The sequence below is a fragment of the uncultured Shewanella sp. genome (assembly GCF_947495455.1).
In the GTDB taxonomy this organism is placed as follows: Bacteria; Pseudomonadota; Gammaproteobacteria; order Enterobacterales; family Shewanellaceae; genus Shewanella.
In genome coordinates, this window is the sequence record NZ_CANLZC010000260.1 from 1 (window position 1) to 468 (window position 468).

The window sequence follows — 468 nt, forward strand, 5'->3', positions numbered from 1 at the left end:
TGGAATCGGTAGACACAAGGGATTTAAAATCCCTCGCTTAATAGGCGTGCCAGTTCAAGTCTGGCCTCGGGTACCATCTTTCTAGTTCTAGTAAAGAGTATTTAAGCCTCGACATAAAGTCGAGGCTTTTTTATTTTAATTTTTAAAACTATTTAAAAAGACAAATTATTGCCTTGAGTTGTAGGATCGGTAGACACAAGGGATTTAAAATCCCTCGTCTCTTGCTGTTAAGAAGGGCGCGTCAGTTCAAGTCTGGCCTCGGGTACCATCTCATTAAAACCCTAGCTTATGCTAGGGTTTTTTTGTTTTCAGCTCAAAACTACCTACTTCAGTAGGTGGTAATTTACTTTAATACCAATCTGCACTCAAATATGATCTAATACAGTACGATTTCATTTCGCTTTTTATTATGCAAAATTATTCTTCTAAACAACTTGTCGCATTATCTAAGTCTGAAAAAGACGCACG

1 tRNA gene is annotated in these 468 nt (G+C 37.4%); it reads left to right on the forward strand.

Annotated features, from left to right (window positions below):
- Window positions 1-170: 170 nt before the first annotated feature.
- Window positions 171-268 (forward strand) — tRNA-Leu (locus Q0791_RS25050).
- Window positions 269-468: the final 200 nt, after the last annotated feature.